Here is a 24,301-nt window from a genome sequence, read left to right on the forward strand (position 1 = left end):
GAGCCTGCCGTCCGCAGCCCTGCGTCTTCACTCCAGCCGCCCGTCCTGCCCCAGCATCTCGGCGGTCACCAGCGTGATGCCGCCGTGGGTCACGTGGAAGCCGCGGGTGCGGTCGGCAGCGGCATCCAGCCCGGCGTGGAAGCCGTCCGGCAGGCAGCAGTGCTTGTCGATGATGGCGCGGCGCAGGCGCACGCCCCGGCCGGTGCTGACGTTGGGCAGCAGCAGCGACTCGTCGATCTCCGAGCCGGGGCCGATGCGGACCTTGGCGAAGAGGATCGAGTGCCATACCCGCGCACCGTGCACGATGCAGCCGTTCGACACCAGCGACTGGCGGGCCTCCCCGGGCTCGCGCGGGCCGTGGTCGATGAACTGGGCGGGCGGCAGCTGGCGCTGTTGGCTCAGGATGGGCCACCGGTCGTCGTGCAGGTCCAGAGCAGGCTGCGGCAGCAGCAGGTCGAGGTTGGCACCGTAGTAGGCATCCACGGTGCCGACGTCGCGCCAGTAGGGCGGTGCGCCGGGGGGGCCCACGGCGCTGTCGGCGAAGCGGTGGGCGTGCAGCGGCACGCGGCCCAGCAGCGAGGGAATCAGGTCGCGGCCGAAGTCGTGCCCGGATCGATGGTCGGCGGCGTCACGCGCCAGCTCCTCGAAGAGAAACTCGGCGTCGAAGACGTAGATGCCCATGCTGATCAGGGCGCACTCGGGCCGTTCGGGCAGTGGTCGCGGCCGGGCGGGCTTTTCCTCGAAGGCGACGACGCGCTGGCGCTCGTCGATGGCCAACACGCCGAAGGCCCCTGCCTCTTCGAGCGGCACCTCGTGACAGGCCACCGTGACTGGCGCGCCGCTGTCGACGTGGTCGCTCAGCAGCCGGGCGTAGTCCATCTTGTAGACGTGGTCGCCCGCCAGCAGCAGCACGTGGTGCGGGCGGCCCTCGCGCAGCAGGTCCCGGTTCTGCCAGACGGCGTCGGCGGTGCCGGCATACCAGGCTTCGCCGATCTGCTGCTGCGCGGGGGCGATGTCGATGTACTCGCCCAGGTTGCCGGCCAGGAAGTTCCAGCCATGCTCGACGTGGCGAATCAGGCTCTGCGCCTTGTACTGCGTCAATACGCCGATGCGGCGGAGGCCGGCGTTGACGCAGTTGCTCAGCGTGAAGTCGACGATCTTGAGCTGCCCGGCGAAGGGCACGGCCGGTCTGGCGCGGCGCTCGGTCAAGGGGCCGAGGCGGGAGCCCCGGCCGCCCGCCAGCACCACGGCGTAGGTGTGCCGGCACAGGTGCTCGGGCGGGTCGATCGCCATCGCCTCTCTCCTCATCGTCAGGGCGGGGGAACGCTTGTCCGGGCGAGCCGCGACTGGCGTGGCCGGTGGTTCGATTTTGCGCGTGCCACAGGCGCTTTTCTAGAATCCGTCACCGGATGTCACCAATGAAGCGAGCCGCCATGCACCGTGCCCCATCCTCTTCTCACAGCCCCGATGGCACTGATGGCCTGGCGCAGCGCCTGCGCCGCAACCGCCTCACCCGCCGCGACACGCTGTGGCTGTTCGGTGCCGCCGTCTCCGCCACGTCCGCCACCGCGCTGCAGGGCTGCGCAGTGTCGCCGGTGACGGGCGAGCGCATCCTGGTCGGCCTGTCGCCGGCGCAGGAGCGGCAGGTGGATGCCCAGCAGTCGCCGCAGCAGTTCTCGCAGGACCTCGGTGCGATCCAGGACGACGCCGTCAACCGCTATGTGGCCGGCGTGGGCCAGCGGCTGCAGGCCGGCGTGCAGCGCAGCGACATGCCCTACAGCTACCGGGTGCTGAACGCCAACTACGTCAACGCCTACACCTTCCCGGCCGGGGCGATGGGCGTGACGCGCGGGATCATGACCGAGCTGAAGGACGAGTCCGAGCTGGCCGCGCTGCTCGGCCACGAGCTGGGGCATGTCAACGCCCGCCACGCGGCACAGCGCCAGGGCCAGGCGATGGTGGCGCAGGTGGCGGTGGTGGGGCTGTCGGTGGCCGCGGGCGACTCGGGCTGGGCGCCGCTGGTGGGCATTGGCGGGCAGATCGGCGCCAGCGCGATGCTGGCCAACTACTCGCGTGACCACGAGCGCGAGGCCGACGCGCTGGGGCAGGACTACCTCGTGAAGGCCGGCTACCCGGCCCAGGGCATGACCGGGCTGCATCAGCTGCTGATCGACGGGCATGAGCGCCAGCCCAGCGTGCTGGAGACCATGTTCGCCTCCCACCCGATGAGCACCGAGCGGCGTGACACCGCCCGCCAGCGTGCCGAGACGGTCTACGCGTCCAGCGCGAAGGCCGCGCCGCAGCGCGAGCGCTTCATGGACAGCACCAGCAGCCTGCGCCGGATCAAGCCGACGATCGACGCCTGCAAGAACGGCGAGACCGCGATGGCGAAGAAGGAGATGGCCCAGGCGCAGACGCTGTTCGGCCAGGCCCTGCAGCACACCCCGCGCGACTACGCCGCCAACCTGCGCATGGCGCAGACCCTGCAGGCGCAGGGCAAGGCGGAGGACGCCAGCCGCTTCGTGCAGACCGCGCGGGACGTCTACCCCCAGGAGGCCCAGGCGATGAAGCTGGGCGCCACGCTCAAGCTGGGCCTGCGCGACCCTGCGGGCGCCTACGCGGACCTGCAGGCCTACGACCGGGTGCTGCCGGGTGACGCAGGCGTGCTCTTCCTGAAGGGTGTGGCGCTGGAAGGCCAGGGCCGGCGCGAAGCGGCAGCGCAGCACTACGCCGGCTACCTGCGCGTGACCCAGCAGGGCCAGGCGGCGCAGTTCTCGGCGTCACGCCTGAAGTCCTGGGGGTACCTGAAGTAGCCTGCCGCCGGATGGCCTCAGCGGCTCGCTGCCGGGGCGGCGTTGCGCGGCGGCGCCTTGGCCACCCGGGTCTTGCCGCCGGTGGTGATCAGCAGCACGGCGTCGCCCTCGGCAAAGTCCTCTTTGCCGCGGGCCTGCACGATGGCGCGGCGCTCGCCGCTGGGCAGCTGCAGCAGGATCTCCACCGCCTCCTCGCGGGTGCCCTGGCGCTCGATCGCATTGCCGATCACCGCGCCGGCCACGGCGCCGATCACCGCCACCGCGGCTCCTTCACGCCGCCCGCCCACCGAGCCGCCGGCGATGCCGCCCACCGCGCCGCCCGCTGCGCCGCCGATGCCGCTCTGCTGGCCTTCCACGACGACGGCCCGCACGTTGAGCACAACCGCGTCCAGCACGGTGGACAGGTGCTGGGCGTCGCGTGGCTGGACCACGTCCGGGCTGGTGGTGCTGCAGGCGGCCAGCGCCAGGGTGGCGGCCAGCAGCAGGGCGGTGGGGCGCGGGCGGGCGGGGATTCGTGTCATGTGGCTAGTGCAGTGTTCCATTCTGTTTCCCACTTAACCGGGAGTTGGCGCGAATGACCTTCTGCAAGATGTCGCGAGCGCTCTTGGTCCAGATGAACGGCTTGGGACTGGTGTTGTGATGCGCGACGTACGCCTTGATCGCCGCCTCCAGCTCGCCCACGCTGGTAAACACGCCGCGCCGCAGGCGTTCGGTGGTGATGTCGCGGAAGAAGCGCTCCACCATGTTCAGCCAAGACGCCGAGGTCGGCGTGAAGTGCATGTGGAACCTGGGGTGCTTGGCCAGCCACGCCTGCACCGCCGCGTGCTTGTGGGTGGCATAGTTGTCGGCAATCAGGTGCAGGGTCTTGCCCTTGGGCGTCTCGCGGTCGATCTGGCGCAGGAACTTCAACCACTCGGCGTGCGTGTGCCGCTGCTGGCACTGGCCAATGACCGTGCCGTCAAGCACGTTGAGCGCAGCGAACAGCGTGGTCGTGCCGTGGCGCTTGTAGTCGTGCGTCATCGTCTGCGCACGACCCTTCTTCATCGGCAGGCCCGGCTGCGTGCGGTCCAGTGCCTGCACCTGGCTCTTCTCGTCGCAGCACAGCACCAGGGCGTGCTCGGGCGGGGACATGTACAGCCCCACGATGTCTTCGAGCTTCTCGACGAACTTCGGGTCGCGCGAGACCTTGAAGCCACGCACCAGGTGCGGCTTGAGCCCATTGGCCTGCCAGTGACGCATCACCGTGCTGGGGCTGACCTGCAGCACCGCAGCCATCTTGCGCGTGCTCCAGTGCGTGGCGGCCTCGGGCTGGCTTTGCGTGGTCAGCTCCACCAGCTTGGCCACGTCCACCTTGACCGGCGGTGCCCCGCGCGGCAGGTCCCGCTCGATGCCCGCCAGTCCGGACTTGATGTAGCGCTGGCGCCAGCGACCCGCCGTGATCCGGTCGATGCCCAGCTCCTGGGCGATCTGCAGGTTCTGCAGGCCTTGCGCGGCCAGCAAAACAATGCGCGCACGCTCGGCCAGTCGAACGCTGGTCGCCTTCGAATGCGCCAGCCGGATCAACTCAGCCTCCTCCTCTTGACTCAACTCGATCGCAGGGGCAACTCGCACTTCCTGGCTCCAACTCTGTCCGTAGTAGACCATTGGAGTCGTGTTGTTCAATTAAGTTGCTTCAACAATCAAACACTACACTAGCCTAAAGAGCTGCAGTGCAGGATCGCGTGGGGGTGGGCTCAACCGTGCAGGCGGCTGTGGCGCGGCACGCTGGCCATCAGGAAATCCATCTGGTCGGTGAGGATGCGCCGCCCGCGCAGGATCATGTCCTCGTGCAGGTTGGGGACGTAGGGCAGGAAGAGCAGCTCCATGTGCGCCTCGTGCAGCAGCCGGCTGCCCTTGCGGCCGTTGCAGGCACGGCAGGCGGTGATGCAGTTCATCCAGCTGTCGTTGCCGCCGCGCGAGGTGGGCACGATGTGCTCGCGCGTGAGGTCCTCGGCGTGGAAGTCGTGGCCGCAGTAGGCGCAGACCTGGCGGTCGCGTGCGAAGAGCTTGGTGTTGGTCAGGGCCGGCACCTGCCGCCAGGCCCGGCTGGGCACGCTGCCGCGCACCGCGACGATGGCGTGCAGGTCGATGCGCGACTGCAGGCCGCTCACGCGCTGGATGCCGCCGCGCAGCACGATCACGGGCTCGCCCAGCGTCCAGGCGATCTCGTTGCTGGCGTACAGCGTGGCCGCCTCGCGGGGCGTGATCCACGCCTGGGGCCGGCCGGAGACATCGAGTTGCAGTACATCCATGACTCGCTCCTGCGGCAAGCATAGTTCATGCGCACGGCAACGTTCAATCGCGCCCGGATGACCGTGCCGGGCGGCGCCTGGGCGACGTCAAGGACGTGGCGCGGCCTGGCGCGCAGGTTTGTCTAGAGTCTCGACTCTAGACAAATTGCCGCTCGCGGCGGTTGCCATCGCCGCGGCTTTCCGCAAAATAGAACGACCGTTCGATTTATTGCGACAGGCGACACCTCCTTGAACCCCACCGTGAGCACGACTGCTGCCCCTGCACGCCCCGCCCGTGGCGCAGCCCGTACGGCCCACAAGGGTCAACAGACGCGCACCTCCATCCTGGAAGCCGCGCTGGCGCTGGCCTCGCAGAAGGGGCTGGAAGGCCTGTCCATCGGCGCGCTGGCCGATGTCACCGGCATGAGCAAGTCGGGCGTGTTCGCCCACTTCGGCTCGCGTGAGGAGCTACAGATCTCCGTGATCCGGGAGTACCACCACGGCTTCGAGTCCGAGGTGTTCTTCCCGGCCATCCGTTCGCCGCGCGGGCTGCCGCGCCTGGTGGCGATGTACGACCGCTGGGTGCAGCGCGTGAGCGAGGAGCTGGACTCCGGCTGCATCTACATCAGCGGCGCCACCGAGTTCGACGACCGGCCCGGCCCGGTGCGTGATGCGCTGGCCGCCATGGTGCAGGCCTGGCACGACGCGCTGCGCAAGGCCATCGATCTGGCCCGTGCCGAAGGGCACCTGCGCAGCGACGCCGACCCGGCCCAGGTGGGCTTCGAGGTCCACGGCCTGATCCTGGCGCTGCACCACGATGCGCGTTTCCTGCGGGCCTCCGGCGCCGTCGAGCGTGCCCGCATCGGCTTCGAGCACGTGCTCGAACGTTACGTCACCCCCGAAGCGCCTCCCTGGCGCTGATTTCGATGTTCCCGGCGCCCCGGCCCAGGTCGGGCGGGGCGCCGACCTTGATCGCTGATTCAACCCCCAGACCCCACAAGGAGCCGACATGCCCCAGTACAACCCCCCGCTGCGCGACATGCAGTTCGTCCTGCACGAGGTGATGCAGGTCACCGAGGCGTTCAAGGAGATGCCGGCCTTCGCCGAGGTCGACGCCGACACCGTCAACGCGGTGCTGGAAGAGGGCGGCAAGTTCGCCGCCGAGGTGGCCTTCCCGCTCAACTCCAGTGGCGACCGCCAGGGCTGCACGCTGGATCGGACCACCCACGAGGTCACCGCGCCGGAGGGCTTCAAGGCCGCCTATGCCCAGTACGTCGAAGGCGGTTGGCCGGCGCTGAGCTGCGACCCCGAGTTCGGCGGCCAGGGCCTGCCGCACACGGTGAACCAGTGCTTCTACGAGATGCTCAACAGCGCCAACCAGGCCTGGACGATGTACCCCGGCCTGTCGCACGGCGCCTACGAGGCCCTGCACGCCCACGGCACGCCCGAGCAGAAGGCGACCTTCCTGCCCAAGCTGGTCAGCGGCGAGTGGACCGGCACCATGTGCCTGACCGAGCCGCACTGCGGCACCGACCTGGGCCTGCTGCGCAGCAAGGCCGAACCGCAAGCGGACGGCACCTACAAGATCACCGGCGAGAAGATCTTCATCTCCGCGGGTGAGCACGACCTGGCCGCCAACATCATCCACTTGGTGCTGGCGCGCCTGCCGGAGGCACCGGCGGGCTCCAAGGGCATTTCGCTGTTCGTGGTGCCGAAGTTCCTGGTGAACGCCGACGGCTCGCTGGGCGCGCGCAATGGCATCCACTGCGGCGGCCTGGAAGAAAAGATGGGCATCCACGCCAACGCCACCTGCCAGATGATCCTGGAAGGCGCCGTCGGCACCCTGGTCGGCGAGCCCAACAAGGGCCTGCAGGCGATGTTCGTGATGATGAACGCCGCCCGCCTGGGCGTGGGCAACCAGTCGCTGGGCCTGACCGAGGTGGCCTACCAGAGCGCGGTGGCCTACGCCAAGGAGCGCCTGCAGATGCGCGCGCTGTCCGGCCCCAAGGCACCCGACAAGCCGGCCGACCCGATCATCGTGCACCCCGATGTGCGCAAGATGCTGCTGACCGCCCGTGCCTTCGCCGAGGGTGGCCGGGCGCTGGCGGTCTACACCGTGCTGCAGCTCGACAAGGAGCTGAACCACCCCGACGAGGACGTGCGCGCCGAGGCCTCCGACGAGCTGGCGCTGCTCACGCCCATCATCAAGGCCTTCCTGACCGACAACGGCTGGATCGCCACCTCGCACTGCATGCAGGTCTTCGGCGGCCACGGCTTCATCCAGGGCACCGGCGTCGAGCAGTTCGTGCGCGATGCGCGCATCAACATGATCTACGAGGGCACGAACACCGTGCAGTCGCTGGACCTGCTGGGCCGCAAGGTGCTGGGCGACAACGGCAAGAAGCTCAAGGCCTTCGGCAAGAAGATCGCCGCCTTCGTCGAGGAGGAGGGCGTGCGCGAGGACATGCAGGAGTTCATCAACCCGCTGGCCGATCTGGGCGAGAAGGTCACCAAGCTGACGATGGAAATCGGCATGAAGGCGATGGGCAACCCCGACGAGGTGGGCGCCGCCGCGGTGGACTACCTTCGCGTGGTCGGCCATCTGGCCTTTGCCTTCCTGTTCGCGCAGCAGGCGAAGATCGCGCTGGACAAGCAGGGCAGTGGCGACCCCTTCTACACCGCCAAGCTGAACACCATTCGTTTCTACTTCGCCAAGCTGCTGCCGGAAACTGCCAGCCTGATCCGCACCGCCCGCGCCGGCCTGCAGCCGCTGATGGCGATGGACGAGGCGCTGTTCTGACCCGGACCTGTCGAGGAGACCGACATGCACAAGAAGCCCCTGATCTCCGCCGCCCTGCTCGTAGCGGGTGGCGCTGCATTCGCCCAGGCCACCCCGGTGGGCCTGTGGAAGACCATCGACGACGAAACGAAGGCTGAAAAGTCCTACGTGCGCGTCGTCGAGGCGGGTGGCGTCGTCACCGCCAAGGTCGAGAAGATCCTCGACCCGGCCAAGGCGGACGCCAAGTGCGACAAGTGCAGCGACGACCGCAAGGACCAGCCGATCCAGGGCATGACGATCGTGAAGGGCGTCAAGGCCAACGCGGACGACAAGGGCCTGTGGGACGGCGGCGAGATCCTCGACCCCAACAACGGCAAGACCTACAAGGTGCGGATGAAGCCAATCGACGGCGGCAAGAAGCTGGAGGTGCGCGGCTACATCGGCGCACCGCTGCTCGGCCGCACGCAGACCTGGATCCGCATCGAGTGACCCAAGGAGATTCCATGAACCGATTCAATGTCCGCCAGGTCGCCGTGCTCGGCGCCGGCGTGATGGGCGCGCAGATCGCCGCCCACCTGGTCAACGTCAAGGTGCCGGTCGTGCTGTTCGACCTGCCCAACCCGAAGGACGGCCCGAAGAGCGCGATCGCGCTGAAGGCCATCGACAACCTGAAGAAACTCAAGCCCGCCCCGCTGGGCGTGGCCGATGACGCCACGCGCATCCGCGCGGCCAACTACGAGGACGACCTGGCGCTGCTGGGCCAGTGCGACCTGGTGATCGAGGCGATCGCCGAGCGCATGGACTGGAAGCTGGACCTGTACACCAAGATCGCTCCGCACGTCGCGGCGCATGCGATCGTTGCGTCCAACACCTCGGGCCTGAGCATCAGCAAGCTGGCCGAAGCGCTGCCGGCGTCGATCCAGCCGCGTTTCTGCGGCATCCACTTCTTCAACCCGCCGCGCTACATGCAGCTGGTGGAGCTGATCCCGACGCCGACCACCGAGGCCGGCGTGCTGGACCAGCTGGAAACCTTCGTCACCACCACCCTGGGCAAGGGCGTGGTGCGCGCCAAGGACACGCCCAACTTCATCGCCAACCGCGTGGGCATCGCCGGCATGCTGGCGACGATCCACGAGGCACAGAAGTTCGGCCTCAGCGTCGACGTGGTCGACGACCTGACCGGCAAGAAGCTGGGCCGCGCCAGCTCCGGCACCTTCCGCACCGCGGACGTGGTCGGCCTGGACACGATGGCGCACGTCATCCGGACGCTGCAGGACAACCTGGGGCCCGACCAGGCCAACGACCCGTTCTTTCCGTCCTACGCCACCCCGGCCGTGCTGACCACGCTGATCGGCGCGGGCGCGCTGGGCCAGAAGGCCAAGGCGGGCTTCTACAAGAAGGTGGGCAAGGACATCCTGCGCTTCGACGCCGCCTCCGGCGACTACGTGCCGGGCGGCAAGAAGGCCGATGCCATCGTCGACCGCATCCTGAAGAAGCCAGCCGCCGAGCGCCTGAAGCTGCTGCGCGAGTCGACCAACCCGCAGGCGCAGTTCCTCTGGGCCATCCTGCGCGACAGCTTCCACTACGTCGCGGTGCACCTGGGGACAATAGCCGACTCGGCGCGCGAGGTGGACTTCGCGATGCGCTGGGGCTTCGGCATGAAGCAGGGCCCCTTCGAGCTCTGGCAGGAGGCCGGCTGGCAGCAGGTGGCCGGCTGGGTGAAGGAGGACATCGAGGCCGGCAAGGCCCTGTGCAGCGCGCCGCTGCCCGACTGGGTCTTTGACGGACGCACGGGGGTGCACACGCCGGAGGGCTCCTGGTCCGCGGCGACGCAGCGCTACCTGCCGCGCTCCAGCCTGCCGGTCTATGCGCGTCAGCGCTTCCCGGAGAACGTCGCCGGGGGCGGCGCGGTCGATCCGCTGAAGTCGGGCACCGAGCTGTTCAAGAACGACGAGATCCGCCTGTGGACGCCCGACGGCGAGGTGCTCATCGCCAGCATCACCAGCAAGATGCACCTGATCGGCACCGGCGTGATCGAGGGCCTGGCCAAGGCCGTCGAGCTGGCCGAGGGCGCGGACGGCAAGGGCTACCAAGGCGTGGTGATCTGGTCGCCGGACGACGTGTTCTCCGCCGGCGCCAACCTGGAGTCGCTGCTGCCGGTGTTCATGAAGTCCGGCGCCAAGGGGATCGCGCCGATCGTCAAGGAGCTGCAGGACACCATGCTGCGCCTGCGCTACGCCAACGTGCCGGTGGTGGCCGCGGTGCGTGGCCTGGCGCTGGGCGGCGGCTGCGAGATCGCACTGGCCTGTGACCGCCGCGTCGCGCACATGGAAAGCTACGTCGGCCTGGTCGAGGTCGGCGTGGGCCTGCTGCCCGCCGGTGGCGGCCTGACCTACATCGCCCGCCGCGCCGCGGAGCGCGCCCCCGCCGGCGCGTCCGACCTGCTGCCCTTCCTGAAGGAGGGCTTCGAGGCGGCCGCCATGGCCAAGGTCGGCACCAGTGCGCTGGAGTCGCGCAAGCTGGGCTACCTGCAGGACGGCGACATCGTCGTCGCCCACCGTGACGAGCTGCTGCACGTGGCCATCGGCCAGGTCAAGGCGATGGTCGATGCCGGGTACCGCCCGCCGCCGAAGTCGCAGATTCCGGTGGCCGGCCGCAACGCGATCGCCACCATCAAGGCCTCGCTGGTCGGCATGCGCGACGGCGGCTTCATCACGAAGCACGACTTCCACATCGCCAGCCTGATCGCCGACGTGGTCTGCGGCGGCGAGCTGGATGCCGGCACGGTGGTGACCGAGGAGTACCTGATGGCCCTGGAGCGCAAGCACTTCTGCGCGCTGCTGGAGCATCCGAAGAGCCAGGAGCGGGCCATGGGCCTCCTCCAAAACGGCAAGCCTGTGCGCAACTGAACGGAGCGACGAGACCATGAAACAAGTTCAAGACGCCTACATCGTCGCCGCCAGCCGCACCCCGATCGGCAAGTCCGGCCGCGGCTACTTCCGCAACACCCGCGCGGACGACCTGCTGATCACCGCACTGCGCTCGGCGCTGGCGCAGGTGCCGACGCTGGACCCAGCTGCGATCGAGGACGCCATCATCGGCTGCTCCTTCCCCGAGGGCGAGCAGGGCATGAACATGGCCCGCATCGCGGTGGCCCTGGCCGGCCTGCCCAACGGCGTGGGCGGTGTGACGGTGAACCGCTTCTGCGCCTCGGGCCTGACGGCCATCCAGATGGCGGCCGACCGCATCCGCGTCGGCGAGGCCGATGTGATGATCGCCGGTGGTGCCGAGTCGATGAGCCTGGTGCCGATGGGCGGCAACAAGCCCTCCTTCAACCCGGCCATCTTCGCCCGGGACGAGAACATCGGCATCGCCTACGGCATGGGCATGACCGCCGAGAAGGTGGCGCAGCAGTGGAAGGTCAGCCGCGAGGACCAGGATGCCTTCGCGTTGGCCTCGCACCAGAAGGCCATCGCCGCGCAGCTGGCCGGCGAGTTCGCCGCCGAGATCTGCCCGGTGGAGGTGATCGAGCGCATCCCCGACCTGGCCACTGGCGAGATCACGCTGAAGACCCGCACTGTCAGTCTCGACGAGGGCCCGCGCCCGGACACCTCGCTGGAGGGCCTGGCCAAGCTCAAGACGGTGTTCGCGTCGCCGAAGGACCCGACCGGCAAGCCCACGGGCCTGGGCAGCGTGACGGCGGGCAACAGCTCGCAGACCAGCGATGGCGCGGGGGCGCTGATCCTGGCCAGCGAGGCGGCGATCCGGCGCTACGACCTCAAGCCGCTGGCGCGCTTTGTCAGCTTCGCCAGCCGCGGCGTGCCGCCGGAGATCATGGGGATCGGCCCGATCGCCGCGATCCCGGCCGCCCTGGGCTACGCCGGCCTGAGGGCCGAGGACCTGGGCTGGATCGAGCTGAACGAGGCCTTTGCAGCCCAGGCGCTCGCGGTGATCCGTGACCTGGGCCTGAACCCGGCGGTGGTCAACCCACTGGGCGGCGCCATCGCGCTTGGCCACCCGCTGGGCGCCACCGGCGCGATCCGCGCGGCCACCACGATCCACGGCCTGCACCGCCGCCAGCAGAAGTACGGCATGGTCACCATGTGCGTCGGCACCGGCCAGGGCGCCGCCGGCATCTTCGAGCGCGTCTGACCCCGTCGCAGCCCGGAGCCGGGCCGATCTGATACAAACGGCCGCCGCACCCCCTGGGTGACGGCGGCTTTCCTGTCTTTGCGGGTATTGCCGCTTCACCAGCCCCCGACGCGCGGATTGCCCGCGTGGGTGGGACCGTCCTAGCATCCGTCACGAACCGATACCGCCATGTCCGACTCCACCATCAAGACGGCGACGCTGCGCGGCGTAGCCACCATCGAAATCGCCCGGCCCGAGAAGAAGAACGCGCTGACCGCGGCGATGTACCAGGCGATGGCCGACGCGCTGCGCGCCGCCAACGGCGACGCCAGCGTGCGCGCGGTGCTGATCACCGGCCAGCCGGGCATCTTCACCTCCGGCAATGACCTGGAGGACTTCCTGCAGCGCCCGCCCGCCGGAGCCGACTCGCCGGTGTTCCAGTTCATGCAGGCGCTGATGGGCTGCGACAAGCCGGTGATCGCCGCCGTCACCGGTGCGGCCATCGGCATCGGCACGACGATGCTGCTGCACTGCGACTTCGTCTACGTCAGCGACGAGGCCCGCCTGGCGATGCCCTTCGTGGCGCTGGGCCTGGTGCCTGAGTTCGGCTCCAGCGTGCTGGTGGCCGAGCGCATCGGCCATGCCCGTGCCGCGGAGAAGCTGCTGCTGGGCGACCCCTTCACCGGCGCCGAGGCGGCCGAGTGCGGCATCGCCAATGCGGTGCTGCCGGCCAGCGAGGTGCTCAACCACGCTCGCCGTGTGGCTGAGCGCTTCAATGCCCTGGCCCCGGCCGCCGTGCGCGAGAGCAAGCGCCTGATGCGCGCGCGCGACCGTGCCCGCCTGCCCGAGGTCATCGAGACCGAGGGTGCGCTCTTCCGTGACCGGCTGCGCAGCGAGGAGGCCCGCGAGGCGATGCAGGCCTTCTTCGAGAAGCGTCTGCCGGACTTCTCCCGCTTCGGCTGATCGGCTCGCCCGGTCTTCTGCACCATGCCCCTGCCGCCGATCCCTTCGACCCGCGAAGCGCCTCATCCCCGGCCCGCCACACTGGCGCTGGTCAAGGCCTGCCTGTCGCCGCTGCTGCTGATGCAGGGCGCGGCACTGCGCCGTCGCGCGCCCCGCCTGCCCGAGGCCACCGGGCCGCGGCACGGGGTGGCCGGCAACGGGGCGGTGCGGCTGCGCCTGCTGGTGGTGGGCGATTCCTCGGCCGCCGGGGTGGGGGTGCGGGTACAGGACGAGGCGCTGGCGCCGCAGCTGGCGGGCTTCCTCGCCGCGCACCTGAGCGCCAGCACCCAGCGCCATGGGCGCGGGCCCTCGGCGGTGGCCTGGCAGCTCGTGGCCGCCAACGGGCTGACGGCCCACCAGGCGCTGGCGGCGATGGCGGCCACGCGGCTCTATCCGGCCGATGTGCTGGTGACGGTGCTGGGCGTCAATGACGTGCTCGACGGGACCGAGCCGCATGCCTGGCTGCATGAACTGGACGCGATCCGGGGTCATGCCCGCAACCGTGCCAAGGTGCGGCACACGGTGCACTGCGCGCCGCCGCGCATGGACCTGATGCCGCTGTTCCCGCAGCCGATGCGCTGGGTGCTGGGCAGCCAGGCCGAGCGGCTCGACCAGGCCCTGCGGCGCCATGTGCGCCAGGCGCACCGGCGCACGCGCTTCGCGCTGCCCTTCGACCCGTCCCGGGAGGATCCGCGCGAGTGGCTGGCCGCCGATGGCTTCCACCCCAACGCGGCGCTGTACCGGCGCTGGGCCTCGGAGCTGGCCGACCACATCGACCTGGACCTGTCGCAGTCGCACCTGACCCGCGCCGTGCTGCCGAGCAGCTTTCTGGCCAGCGGCTTCAGCCAGCTCGATCCGCTGACCGGCTACAGCGGCATGGGCGAGCTGACCTGATCACGGGTCAGCCGCGCGGGATCGCGCGGGGCTGACCCTGGGGGTCGATGGCCACGTAGGTCAGGTTGGCCTCGGTGACCTTGACGATGTGTGGGTTGGCCGGGTTGCGCTCCGCATAGACTTCCACATGCACGGTCACCGAGGTATTGCCCACCCGGGTGACGGTGGCATAGAAGCTCAGCAGGTCGCCCACCGACACCGGCTGCTTGAAGATGAACTGGTTGACCGCCACCGTGGCGATGCGCCCGCGCGCCACGCGGGCCACCGGCACGGCACCGGCGATGTCCACCTGCGCCATGATCCAGCCGCCGAAGACGTCGCCATTGGCGTTCGAGTCCGCCGGCATCGGCATGACCCGCAGCACCAGCTCGCGCTGCCAGGGATCGCTGCCACTGCCCATCAGGGCGGGCAGTTCACTGGCCGGGCCGGCGCGTTGGTCGTCACGGGATGATGTCATCTGAGTCTTTCCTGCTGAACCCTGAACCCTGATCTTTCCTTGCACCCATTCTTCCACGATGCGCCGCGCTGCCAGCTTTGACCTCCCGCCCACCCCCACCGCCGGGGCGGCCCCCCGCAGCGACTGGCAGACCCTGCAGCGCCTGGCCCCCTACCTCTGGCGCTACCGCTGGCGCATGGTGGCGGCGCTGGTCTTCCTGGTGGCCGCCAAGGTGGCCAACGTCGGCGTGCCCGTGCTGCTCAAGACGCTGGTGGACGCGCTGGCCATCCCCGCCGGGGACCCGCGCGCGCTGCTGGTGGTGCCGCTGGGCCTGCTGCTGGCCTATGCGGGCCTGCGCTTCTCGACCACCCTCTTCACCGAGCTGCGCGAGCTGGTGTTCGCCCGGGCCACCCACGGCGCGGCCAAGCAGATCGCGCTGGAGACCTTCCGCCACCTGCACGCCCTGAGCCTGCGCTTCCACCTGGAGCGCCAGACCGGCGGCATGACGCGCGACATCGAGCGCGGCACCCGCGCGCTGCAGTCGCTGGTGAGCTACTCGCTGTTCACGATCTTCCCGACGCTGATCGAACTGGCGCTGGTGCTCACGCTGCTGGGCTCGCGCTTCGACCTCTGGTTCGTCTGGATCACGCTGGCGGCGCTGGTCGCCTACGGCACCTTCACCATCGCCGTCACCGAGTGGCGCACCCAGTTCCGCCGCGAGATGAACGAGCTGGACTCCAAGGCCCACAGCCGCGCAGTGGATGCGCTGCTCAACTACGAGACGGTCAAGTACTTCAACAACGAGGCCTTCGAGGCGAGCCGCTACGACGAGGGGCTGGATGCCTACCGGCTCGCGCAGATCAAGTCGCAGGGCACGCTGTCGCTGCTCAACGCCGGCCAGCAGGCCATCATCGCCGCCAGCCTGGTGGCCATGCTCTGGCGCGCCACCGACGGCGTGGTCGAGCAGCGCATGACGCTGGGCGACTTCGTGATGGTCAACGCGCTGATGATCCAGCTCTACATCCCGCTGAACTTCCTCGGCGTGCTCTACCGCGAGGTCAAGCAGAGCCTGACCGACCTGGACAAGATGTTCGGCCTGCTCTCACGCGAGCGCGAGGTGGCCGATGCGCCTGGCGCCCGGCCGCTGGACGTGCGCGAGGCGGCGGTGCGCTTCGAGCACGTCGACTTCGCCTACGACCCGTCCGGCAAGAAGGCGCGGCAGATCCTCTTCGACGTGAGCTTCGAGATCCCCGGCGGCAAGACCGTGGCCGTGGTCGGCCCCTCCGGCTCGGGCAAGAGCACGCTGGCGCGGCTGCTGTACCGCTTCTACGACGTGGGGGCAGGCAGCATCCGCATCGACGGCCAGGAATTGCGCAGCGTCACGCAGGACAGCCTGCGCCGCGCCATCGGCATCGTGCCGCAGGACACCGTGCTGTTCAACGACAGCATCGGCTACAACATCGCCTACGGCCGCCCCGGTGCCAGCCGGGCGGAGATCGAAGGGGCGGCGCGCGCCGCGCACATCCACGACTTCATCGTCGCCCAGCCGCTGGGCTACGACACCGTGGTGGGCGAGCGCGGCCTGAAGCTCTCCGGCGGCGAGAAGCAGCGCGTGGCGATTGCCCGCACGCTGCTGAAGAACCCGCCGATCCTGATCTTCGACGAGGCCACCTCGGCGCTGGACTCGGCCAACGAGCGCGCCATCCAGGCCGAGCTCAAGAGCGCGGCGCAGGGCAAGACCGCGCTGGTGATCGCGCACCGGCTGTCCACCATCGTCGATGCGCACCAGATCGTCGTGCTCCAGCATGGCCGCGTGGCCGAGCGTGGCACCCACGCCGAGTTGCTGGCGCTGGGTGGCGTGTATGCACGCATGTGGCAGCTGCAGCAGAGTCAGCCCGATCCTGTGGCGGCAAGAGGGTGAGCCCGTAGGCGGGCCACCCAGGGGGCTGGCTACACTGGCCGCGTGGAAACCAAATGGCTTGAGGACTTCGTCAGCCTCGCTGAGACGCGCAGCTTTTCGCGCTCGGCCCAGCTGCGTCACGTGACCCAGCCGGCGTTCTCGCGCCGCATCCAGGCGCTGGAAGCCTGGGCGGGGGTCGATCTGGTCGATCGCTCGTCCTACCCGACGCGCCTGACCCCCGCCGGCCAGACCCTGCTGCCGCAGGCGCTGGAGGTACTCGGCGGCCTGCAGGCGGCGCGCAACCTGATGCGCGGGCACCAGAGCACGGGGCAGGACATGATCGAGTTCGCGGTGCCGCACTCGCTGGCCTTCACCTTCTTCCCGCACTGGGTGATGGAGCTGCGCCAGAGCTTCGGCGCCTTCAAGAGCCGGCTGGTCGGCCTGAACGTGCACGATGCCGTGATGCAGCTCACCGAGGGCAGCTGCGACCTGCTGCTGGCCTACCACCACCCGTCGCAGCCGCTGCAGCTCAACCCCGAGCGCTACGAGATGCTCAGCCTCGGCCACGAGACGCTGGCCCCCTACGCCAAGGCCGATGCCGATGGCCAGCCGCTGTTTCGCCTGCCCGGGCGCCAGCACGAGCCGGTGCCCTACCTGGCCTACGCCTCGGCGGCCTACCTCGGCCGGCTGGTCGACCTGATGCTCAAGCAGGCCGGCGAGGCGCTTTACGTCGACCCGATCTACGAAACCGACATGGCCGAGGGCCTGAAGGCGATGGCGCTGGAGGGGCATGGGGTGGCCTTCCTGCCGGCCAGCTCGGTGAAGAAAGAGGTGCGTGCACGTCGGCTGGTGCCCGCGGGGCCACGCCAGAACGGTGCGCCGGCCTTCGAGGTGACCATCGAGGTGCGCCTGTACCGCGAACGCCCCGAGCATGTGCGCCAGCCCAAGCCGGCCGCCCAGGCGCTGTGGACCTTCCTGGCCGGGCGAGGGGGCGGTGGCGCCTGAGCCGCTGTCGGTGATGCCGGCGACCTCGGGCCGCCTGGCGGTGCCGCTGCGCAGGCGCTGGACGCTCTGGTCCGGCCTGCTGGTCGGCTTGGCGCTGGTGGCGCTGGCCGCCTGGGCAGGCTTCAACGCCAGCGTGCGCCAGGGCACCGACAGCCTGCGCGCCGAGGCCAGCCACCAGCTCGACCTGTTTGCCCAGGTGGTGCAGGGCCTGGTGCGGCGCCTGGAGCCCCTGCCCGGCACGGTGCAGCTGGCCGCCGAGGTGCAGGCGCTGCTGCAGCGCCCCGACGCGGCCCGGGTCGCCACCGCGGCGGCCTACCTGCGCCGCCTGAACGCCCACCTGGGCAGCGCGTCGATCTTCGTGCTCGACGAGCGTGGCCAGGTGCTGGCGGCCAGCGATGCCGCGCTGCACGGCCAGGACCTGTCGTTCCGGCCCTACTTCCTGGAGGCGCTGTCCGGCCGGGTGGGGCGGCACTTCGCCATCGGGCTGCTCGACGGCCAGCCAGGCTACTACGTCTCGCACCCCATTCACGATGGCGCCCGGGTGGCCGGCGTGGCGGTGATGAAGGTCGCCCTCGACCCGATCGACCGGGCCTGGGACAAGCTCGGCGCCCCGGCGCTGCTGGCCGACTCCAACCAGGTGGTGATCCTGTCCTCGCGGCCCGAGTGGCGCTACACCGCGCTGAGCGGCGCGGGCGGGCTGAGCGTGGAGCGGCGCGTGGCGCTGCAGACCACCCGGTTGTACGCCGATCGCCACATCGCGCCCTTCCCGCTGCAGGTGGACCTGCGCATCGACGAGGACAGCCAGGTGATCGAGGCGCTGCTCCCCGCCGGCCTGGCCCCGCCGTCGCCCGGCGGGCTGCTGGCGCTGCCGAGCCCGCCCGGCGCGCCGCGCGGCATGCTGGTGCTGGGGCGCACCATCGACGGCATGGACTGGCGCCTGCTGATGTTTGCCGACCTGGGCGTCGTGCGCGAGCAGGCCCTCAGCCATGCGCTGCTGGCCGCGCTGGCCACCGCCAGCGCGCTGATGCTGGCGCTGCTGGTCAACCAGCGCCGCCGCATCCTGCGCCAGAAGCTTTCGGCCCACCGCGAGCTGGAGGCCCAGGTGGCGCGGCGCACCCAGGCACTCAGCGAGGCCAACGAGCAGCTGCGCAAGGAAGTGGCCGAGCGCGAGGCGGCCGAGGCCACCCTGCGCGGCGCGCAGGACGAGCTGGTGCACGCCGGCAAGATGGCCGCGCTGGGCCAGCTGGCCACCGGCATCACCCACGAGCTGACCCAGCCGCTCGGGGCGATCCGCACCCTCTCGGCCAACGCGGTGCAGTTCATGGACCGCGGCCAGCACGAGGTGGCGGCCGGCAACCTGGCGATGATGGCGCGCCTGGCCGACCAGATGGGCGCCATCATCGAGCCGCTCAAGGGCTTTGCCCGCAAGTCCTCCGCCCGCCCGGCGGTCACGCCGGTGGACCGGGCGATGCGCAACGCGCTCTTCCTGCACGACCACCGCCTGCGGCGCGAGGGCGTGGCCGTGATCGACGAGGTGCCGCCCGGGCTGTGCGCCTGGTGCGACCCGAACCGGCTGGAACAGGTGCTCATCAACCTGGTCGGCAACGCCGCCGACGCGATGCACGACGCCCCGCGGCGCGAGCTGCGGCTCTGGGCCGGCGAGGTGGGTGGCATGGTCGACGGCATGGTGGAGATCCATGTCAGCGACTGCGGCAGCGGCCTGCCGGAGGACGTGCGCCAGCGGCTGTTCGAGCCCTTCTTCAGCACCAAGGCCGACGGGGGCGGGCTCGGCCTGGGGCTGGCCATCTCGCGCGACATCGCCCGCGAGGCCGGCGGCGAGCTGGAGGCGGACAATGCGCCCGGCGGTGGCGCACGCTTCATCCTGCGCCTGCCCGTGCCGCTGCCATCGCCTCCGAACCCGCTCGCCTCTTCCCCCTCGCCATGAACCGCGCCCTCACTGTCCTGCTGATCGAGGACGACCTGCCGATGCAGCTCGGCTGCCAGCAGGCCCTGCAGCTGGCGGGGTTGGCGGTGCGTGCGGTCGATCGGGCCGAGGCGGCGCTGCCACTGCTGGCGGCGGGCTTTCCGGGCATCGTGGTGACCGACATGCGCCTGCCCGGTGCCGACGGACTGAGCCTGGTGCGCCACTGCCAGGCGATGGAGCCCGAGCTGCCGGTGATCATGATCACCGGCCATGGCGATGTCAGCCTGGCGGTGGAGGCCATGCGCAGCGGCGCCTACGACTTCATCCCCAAGCCGTTCTCGTCGGACGCGCTGGTCGAGGTGGTCCGGCGGGCGATGGACAAGCGCGCGCTCACGCTGGAGGTGATCGCGCTGCGCGAGGCCCTGGCGCGCCAGGACGGCGAGGCCTCCCGGCTGGTCGGCCGCTCGCCGCAGATGGTGGCGCTGCGCGCCCTGGTGCAGCGGGTGGCTAACTCGGCGGTGGACGTGCTGATCCGCGGCGAGACCGGCACCGGCAAGGAGCTGGTGGCACAGGCGCTGCACGGGCTGTCGGGGCGGCGCAGCGCGCCGCTGGTGGCGCTCAACTGCGGCGGCCTGCCTGACAGCCTGCTCGACAGTGAGCTGTTCGGCCACGAGGCCGGCGCCTTCACCGGCGCGGCCAAGCGGCGGGTCGGCAAGATCGAGCATGCGCACCGCGGCACGCTCTTCCTCGACGAGGTCGAGAGCATGCCGCTGGGCGTGCAGGTCAAGCTGCTGCGCGTGCTGCAGGACCGTGTGATCGAGCGCCTGGGCAGCAACCAGCGGGTGCCGGTGGACTGCCGCGTGGTGGCTGCCACCAAGGACGACCTGGCGCAGCGGGCAAGACAGGGCAGCTTCCGCAGCGACCTGTACTACCGCCTCAACGTCGTCACCATCGACCTGCCACCGCTGCGCGAGCGGCGCGAGGACATCCCGCTGCTGCTGGAGCACTTCTGCCTGCTGGCGGCGAGCCGCTTCGGCCTGCCCGCGCCGGGCGTGGGTGAGGCTCAGCGGCGCCGCCTGATGGCGCACGACTGGCCCGGCAACGTGCGCGAGCTGCGCAACGTGGCCGACTGCCTGGTGCTGGGCGTGCCCAGCGAGGTGCTCGGCCCGACCGGTGGTGCCGAGGTGGCGACCACCGGGCTGTCGCTGGCCGAGCGGGTGGACGAGTTCGAGCGCAGCCTGATCCGCGAGGCGCTCAAGCGCGAGGGCGGCCACCTGGGCCGCAGTGCAGCGGCGCTGCGCGTGCCCAAGACCACCCTGGCCGACAAGCTGCGCAAGCACGGCCTGCAGGCCGGTCGCGGCAGCGAAGGGGGCAACGCCAGCGAGGACGGTGCGCCGGCCTGAACGGATTTCCGTGCGGCCGGCCGCTGATGGCCGTGGCGTTGTACGGATTTCCGTTTGCCGATGCAGCCTGCGGCAGCGCCCGCCCCGGCCTGTGGCGTTCCGCACGGGGCAGAAACGCTGCGGCGACAGGCACTTGCGCGGTGGCCTCGGGTTGACCCTGTGACATCTGGCACGGACCCTGCAACAGCAAAGTCACCTTGCCGTCCTCCACCGTGTCCCTGTTGTTCTCCCGTCGTTGCGCCCAGGTTCCCCTGGCCGCCCTGACTGCGCTGCTGCTGGCCGGCGCCGGGGGCGCGCGCGCGGCCGGCCCGATGGGAGCGGCGGCGGTTGTGCCCGTGGTGCCGGTCGTCGAGGGCACGCTGGGCCGCATCGCCGCGACCGGCACGATCAACCTCGGCCACCGCGAATCCTCGGTGCCGTTCTCCTACTACGACGCCAACCGCCAGGTGGTGGGCTACTCGCACGAGCTGATGCTCAAGGTGGTCGAGGCGGTCAAGGCCGAGCTGAAGCTGCCGGCGCTGACGCTGCGGCTGGTGCCCGTGACCTCGCAGAACCGCATCCCGCTGGTGCAGAACGGCAGCGTCGACCTGGAGTGCGGCTCCACCTCGCACACCGCCGAGCGGGCGCGCGAGGTGGCCTTCTCGACCTCCTTCTTCGTCATCAGCACGCGGCTGCTGGTGCCGCGCGGCAGTGCGGTGCGCGACTTCGCGGACCTGGGCGGCAAGCGCGTCGTGGTGACCGCCGGCACCACCTCCGAGCGCCTGCTGCGCACCTACAGCGAGTCGCGCACCAAGCGCATCCAGGTGGTCACCGCGCGCGACCACGGCGAGGCCTTTCGCGTGCTCGAAGAGGGCCAGGTCGATGCCTTCATGCTCGACGATGCACTGCTGCACGGCGAACGTGCCAAGGCGCGCGAGCCGCAGCGCTGGGTCGTCACCGGCACGCCGATGTCCACCGAGGTCTACGGCTGCATGATGCGCCACGGCGATGCGGCCTTCAAGGCGGTGGTGGACCGCGCGCTGGCGCGGGCGCTGACCTCGGGCGAGGCCGGCCGCATCTACACCCGCTGGTTCCAGCGGCCCATCCCGCCGCGCGGGCTGAACCTCGAATTCCCGCCCTCCGCGGCCCTGCTTTCCCTGTTCCGCCAACCCGATGACCGGCCCCTGCCCTGAATGGGCGATCGGTCTTCGGCCCTTCTTTCCCTCTGCCACTCTCACCCTGAAGGAGTCGTGATGTCCCTGCCCAAGTTCTCTCCCGCCGCCCGTGCCGTGCTGGCCACCGTGGCGCTGACCGCCCTGGCCGGTGTTGCCCAGGCCGACACGCTCAAGAAGATCAAGGACAGCGGCTCGATCTCGCTGGGCGTGCGCGAGTCCTCCGGCCTGTCCTACACGCTGGGTAACGGCAAGTACGTCGGCTTCCACACCGAGATGGCCGAGCGCGTGATCGCCGACCTGCAGAAGCAGCTGGGCCTGGCCAAGCTGGAGGTCAAGTACCAGCCCGTCACCTCGCAGAACCGCATCCCGCTGGTGCAGAACGGCACCGTCGACCTGGAGTGCGGCTCCACCACCAACAACGCCACCCGCCAGAAGGACGTGTCCTTTGCGATGACCACCTACGTCGAGGAAGTGCGCATCGCGGTGAAGGCCAACTCCGGCATCACCGGCATCGCGCAGCTCAACGGCAAGAGCGTGGCCACCACCACCGGCACGACCTCGGTGCAGACCCTGCGCAAGCATGAGAAGGCCACCGGCGTGGACTTCAAGGAGGTTTTCGGCAAGGACCACGCCGACAGCTTCCTGCTGCTGGAATCTGGCCGTGCCGATGCCTTCGTGATGGACGGCTCGATCCTGGCGGCCAACATCGCCAAGTCCAAGGCGCCGGCCGACTTCAAGATCGTCGGCGAGGTGCTGTCGGTCGAGCCGATCGCCTGCATGCTGCGCAAGGATGACGCAGCCTTCAAGAAGGCGGTCGACACCAGCATCCAGGGCATGGTCAAGTCGGGTGAGCTGGCCAAGCTCTACGACAAGTGGTTCATGCAGCCCATCCCGCCGGCCAACGCCAAGATCGGCCTGCCGCTGAGCGATGCCACCAAGGCCGCCTGGGCCAATCCCAACGACCGGCCGATGGAAGACTACGCGAAGAAGTGACCCACCCCCTACGCGCTTCGCGCGCCCCCTCAAGGGGGCAACGCCAGCGGCCCGGCAAAGCCGGTTCCGCGGCGTTTGCTGGAGTCGAGCACCTGGCGCGGCGCGGGTCGGATCTGGCGGCGCCGAGCGCGAAGACGGTCTGATCCCGGGACCCGCCCGGACGATGTAACCCGAGGAGGAGGCCCCCGTGGCGACCTGGGATTGGCAGGTGTTCTGCAAGAACACCATCGACGGTGATGTCGTGCCGCGCTGCTTTGGCAGCGGTGGCGACATCACCTACCTGGACTGGATGCTGTCGGCCTGGGGCTGGACGCTGTCGGTCGCGCTGCTGGCGCTGGTGGTGGCGCTGCTGGTCGGCTCGCTGATGGGCATCCTGCGCACCACGCCGAGCCGGCTGCTGGTGGGCATCGGCAACGTCTGGACGGAGCTGTTCCGCAACATCCCGCTGTTGGTGCAGATCTTCCTCTGGTACCACGTGCTGCCGGCGCTCGTGCCGCCGCTCAAGGGCGTGCCCTCCTTCGTGCTGGTGGTGCTGGGGCTGGGCTTCTTCACCTCGGCGCGCATCGCCGAGCAGGTGAGGGCGGGCATCGAGAGCCTGCCGCGCGGCCAGCGCTACGCCGGCCTGGCGATGGGCCTGACGCTGGCGCAGACCTATCGCTACGTGCTGCTGCCTCGGGCCTTTCGCATCGTGATCCCGCCGCTGACCAGCGAGAGCATGAACATCATCAAGAACTCGTCGGTGGCCTTTGCGGTGAGCATTGCCGAGCTGACGCAGTTCGCCATGCAGGCGCAGGAGGAAACCTCGCGCGGCATCGAGATCTACCTGGCGGTGACGGGGCTGTATTTCGTCTCGGCCTTCACGATCAACCGCATCGCCCACTTCATCGAACAACGTGTTCAGGTGCCGGGCATGCTGGGGGGCGGGAAATGAACCTCGACTTCGCCTTCCTGACCTGGGAGACCCTGGTCAACTTCGTCTCCAAGGGGCTGATCTTTTCGTTCCAGCTCACGCTGGTGGCGATGTTCGGCGGCATCGCGCTGGGCACCGTGCTCGCGTTGATGCGCCTGTCCGGCAAGAAGTGGCTGGAAGTGCCCGCCGCGGCCTACGTCAACCTGCTGCGCTCGGTGCCGCTGGTGATGGTGATCCTGTGGTTCTTCCTGCTGATCCCGCTGCTCACCGGCCGCCCGATGGGCGCGGAGCTGTCGGCCATCATCACCTTCACGGTGTTCGAGGCGGCCTACTACTCCGAGATCATGCGCGCGGGCATCCAGAGCGTGCCCAAGGGCCAGGTGCATTCCGGCTACGCGGTGGGCATGACCTACGCGCAGACCATGCAGCTGATCGTGCTGCCGCAGGCCTTCCGCAACATGCTGCCGGTGCTGCTGACGCAGACCATCATCCTGTTCCAGGACACCTCGCTGGTCTATGCGATCGGCGCCTATGACCTGCTCAAGGGCTTCGAGGTCGCGGGCAAGAACTTCAACCGCCCGATCGAGACCTACCTGGTCGCCGCGGTCGTGTACTTCGTCATCTGCTTCTCGCTGTCGATGCTGGTGCGTCGGCTGCAAAAGAAGATCGCCATCATTCGATAAGGAG

21 protein-coding genes are annotated in these 24,301 nt (G+C 69.8%); 16 read left to right on the plus strand and 5 right to left on the minus strand.

Features of this window, described 5'->3' with window-relative positions:
* Positions 1 to 27 precede the first annotated feature (27 nt).
* On the minus strand, positions 28 to 1,293 hold the full coding sequence (gene glgC / locus NGK70_RS04120) for a glucose-1-phosphate adenylyltransferase (protein WP_251972108.1): 1,266 nt from the start codon (positions 1,291 to 1,293) through the stop codon (positions 28 to 30).
* A 125-nt stretch (positions 1,294 to 1,418) separates the two neighbouring features.
* On the opposite strand from glgC, the gene NGK70_RS04125 reads away from it, so the two are divergent.
* Entirely contained in the window at positions 1,419 to 2,813 is a 1,395-nt protein-coding gene (locus NGK70_RS04125) for a M48 family metalloprotease (protein WP_251972109.1), read from the plus strand.
* Between the two features lie 17 nt (positions 2,814 to 2,830).
* Here NGK70_RS04125 and NGK70_RS04130 read toward each other — a convergent pair whose 3' ends face one another.
* The 3 genes from NGK70_RS04130 to NGK70_RS04140 form a co-directional block, all read right to left on the minus strand.
* Entirely contained in the window at positions 2,831 to 3,334 is a 504-nt protein-coding gene (locus NGK70_RS04130) for a glycine zipper domain-containing protein (protein ID WP_251972110.1), read from the minus strand.
* A gap of 4 nt (positions 3,335 to 3,338) precedes the next feature.
* Positions 3,339 to 4,424, minus strand: a complete 1,086-nt coding sequence (locus NGK70_RS04135) for an IS630 family transposase (RefSeq protein ID WP_428985603.1) — start codon at positions 4,422 to 4,424, stop codon at positions 3,339 to 3,341.
* Between the two features lie 122 nt (positions 4,425 to 4,546).
* A complete protein-coding gene (locus tag NGK70_RS04140; RefSeq protein ID WP_251972111.1) occupies positions 4,547 to 5,104 on the minus strand; it encodes an HNH endonuclease in 558 nt (185 codons plus the stop codon).
* Between the two features lie 240 nt (positions 5,105 to 5,344).
* Here NGK70_RS04140 and NGK70_RS04145 point away from each other — a divergent pair, with 240 nt between their 5' ends.
* From NGK70_RS04145 to NGK70_RS04175, 7 genes are all read left to right on the plus strand, one after another.
* A complete protein-coding gene (locus NGK70_RS04145; protein WP_251972112.1) occupies positions 5,345 to 6,004 on the plus strand; it encodes a TetR/AcrR family transcriptional regulator in 660 nt (219 codons plus the stop codon).
* An 88-nt stretch (positions 6,005 to 6,092) separates the two neighbouring features.
* Positions 6,093 to 7,883, plus strand: coding sequence for an acyl-CoA dehydrogenase C-terminal domain-containing protein (locus tag NGK70_RS04150; protein ID WP_251972113.1), 1,791 nt, complete (start codon positions 6,093 to 6,095; stop codon positions 7,881 to 7,883).
* Positions 7,884 to 7,907: 24 nt separating this feature from the next.
* Positions 7,908 to 8,351 carry a DUF2147 domain-containing protein gene (locus NGK70_RS04155; RefSeq protein ID WP_251972114.1) on the plus strand — a complete coding sequence of 148 codons (444 nt, stop codon included), beginning with the start codon at positions 7,908 to 7,910 and terminating at the stop codon, positions 8,349 to 8,351.
* Positions 8,352 to 8,365: 14 nt separating this feature from the next.
* Complete coding sequence (locus NGK70_RS04160; protein ID WP_251972115.1) at positions 8,366 to 10,771, plus strand: 3-hydroxyacyl-CoA dehydrogenase/enoyl-CoA hydratase family protein; 2,406 nt, start codon at positions 8,366 to 8,368, stop codon at positions 10,769 to 10,771.
* A gap of 16 nt (positions 10,772 to 10,787) precedes the next feature.
* Entirely contained in the window at positions 10,788 to 12,014 is a 1,227-nt protein-coding gene (locus NGK70_RS04165) for an acetyl-CoA C-acyltransferase (protein WP_251972116.1), read from the plus strand.
* Positions 12,015 to 12,182: 168 nt separating this feature from the next.
* A complete protein-coding gene (locus NGK70_RS04170) occupies positions 12,183 to 12,956 on the plus strand; it encodes an enoyl-CoA hydratase (protein ID WP_251972117.1) in 774 nt (257 codons plus the stop codon).
* A 24-nt stretch (positions 12,957 to 12,980) separates the two neighbouring features.
* Complete coding sequence (locus NGK70_RS04175; RefSeq protein ID WP_251972118.1) at positions 12,981 to 13,889, plus strand: SGNH/GDSL hydrolase family protein; 909 nt, start codon at positions 12,981 to 12,983, stop codon at positions 13,887 to 13,889.
* 7 nt (positions 13,890 to 13,896) lie between these two features.
* Here the strand turns inward: NGK70_RS04175 and NGK70_RS04180 are convergent, their stop codons facing one another.
* Entirely contained in the window at positions 13,897 to 14,289 is a 393-nt protein-coding gene (locus NGK70_RS04180; RefSeq protein ID WP_251973674.1) for an acyl-CoA thioesterase, read from the minus strand.
* A gap of 115 nt (positions 14,290 to 14,404) precedes the next feature.
* Here NGK70_RS04180 and NGK70_RS04185 point away from each other — a divergent pair, with 115 nt between their 5' ends.
* The 8 genes from NGK70_RS04185 (at position 14,405) to NGK70_RS04220 (ending at position 24,297) form a co-directional block, all read left to right on the plus strand.
* Positions 14,405 to 16,246, plus strand: a complete 1,842-nt coding sequence (locus NGK70_RS04185) for an ABCB family ABC transporter ATP-binding protein/permease (RefSeq protein ID WP_251972119.1) — start codon at positions 14,405 to 14,407, stop codon at positions 16,244 to 16,246.
* A 42-nt stretch (positions 16,247 to 16,288) separates the two neighbouring features.
* On the plus strand, positions 16,289 to 17,230 hold the full coding sequence (locus NGK70_RS04190) for a LysR substrate-binding domain-containing protein (RefSeq protein WP_251972120.1): 942 nt from the start codon (positions 16,289 to 16,291) through the stop codon (positions 17,228 to 17,230).
* Positions 17,231 to 17,243: 13 nt separating this feature from the next.
* Entirely contained in the window at positions 17,244 to 19,175 is a 1,932-nt protein-coding gene (locus NGK70_RS04195) for an ATP-binding protein (RefSeq protein WP_251972121.1), read from the plus strand.
* The gene (locus tag NGK70_RS04200) at positions 19,172 to 20,557 is read left to right on the plus strand and encodes a sigma-54-dependent transcriptional regulator (protein WP_251972122.1); all 1,386 of its coding nucleotides are present in this window, start codon (positions 19,172 to 19,174) and stop codon (positions 20,555 to 20,557) included. The genes NGK70_RS04195 and NGK70_RS04200 overlap by 4 nt, the downstream gene beginning before the upstream one ends.
* Positions 20,558 to 20,754: 197 nt before the next feature.
* Complete coding sequence (locus NGK70_RS04205; RefSeq protein ID WP_251972123.1) at positions 20,755 to 21,729, plus strand: transporter substrate-binding domain-containing protein; 975 nt, start codon at positions 20,755 to 20,757, stop codon at positions 21,727 to 21,729.
* A 60-nt stretch (positions 21,730 to 21,789) separates the two neighbouring features.
* Entirely contained in the window at positions 21,790 to 22,704 is a 915-nt protein-coding gene (locus NGK70_RS04210; protein WP_251972124.1) for a transporter substrate-binding domain-containing protein, read from the plus strand.
* A gap of 187 nt (positions 22,705 to 22,891) precedes the next feature.
* Positions 22,892 to 23,635: an amino acid ABC transporter permease gene (locus NGK70_RS04215; RefSeq protein WP_251972125.1), complete on the plus strand. Its 744-nt coding sequence runs from the start codon at positions 22,892 to 22,894 to the stop codon at positions 23,633 to 23,635.
* On the plus strand, positions 23,632 to 24,297 hold the full coding sequence (locus tag NGK70_RS04220; RefSeq protein WP_251972126.1) for an amino acid ABC transporter permease: 666 nt from the start codon (positions 23,632 to 23,634) through the stop codon (positions 24,295 to 24,297). Before NGK70_RS04215 ends, NGK70_RS04220 begins: the two co-directional genes overlap by 4 nt.
* The last annotated feature ends 4 nt before the right edge of the window (positions 24,298 to 24,301 follow it).

This window comes from Sphaerotilus microaerophilus, assembly GCF_023734135.1.
Classification (GTDB): Bacteria; Pseudomonadota; Gammaproteobacteria; order Burkholderiales; family Burkholderiaceae_C; genus Sphaerotilus; species Sphaerotilus microaerophilus.